Origin of the sequence: Streptomyces rubellomurinus (assembly GCF_000961885.1) — a bacterium.
Taxonomy (GTDB): domain Bacteria; phylum Actinomycetota; class Actinomycetes; order Streptomycetales; family Streptomycetaceae; genus Kitasatospora; species Kitasatospora rubellomurina.
Window position 1 is genome coordinate 1 of record NZ_JZKH01000380.1, and the last position, 264, is coordinate 264.

A 264-nucleotide genomic window follows, 5' to 3' on the forward strand; every position below is an offset into this window, starting at 1 on the left:
CCAGCCCGGTCCCTTGGGATCCACCGACCACAGGTGGTTGGCGGTGTCGCGGATGTAGGTGATCAGGTGTCCGGTGGCGGGGTCGGCGACGACGCTGGGCACGGCGTCGGAGGCCATGACGGTGCCGGAGGTGGTGGGGATGAACTCGGTCCAGCCGGGGCCCTGGGGGTCGACGGACCACAGGCGGTGGTCGGGGCCGTTGACGTAGGTGATCAGGTGCTTGGTCGCCGGGTCCACCACGGTGACGGGGTCGCCGGCGGCCAT

General features: G+C 71.2%; 1 protein-coding gene. It reads right to left on the reverse strand.

Annotated features, from left to right (window positions below):
* The coding region (locus VM95_RS38280) for a hypothetical protein (protein WP_045706399.1) at positions 1-264 on the reverse strand (264 nt) is incomplete at both ends.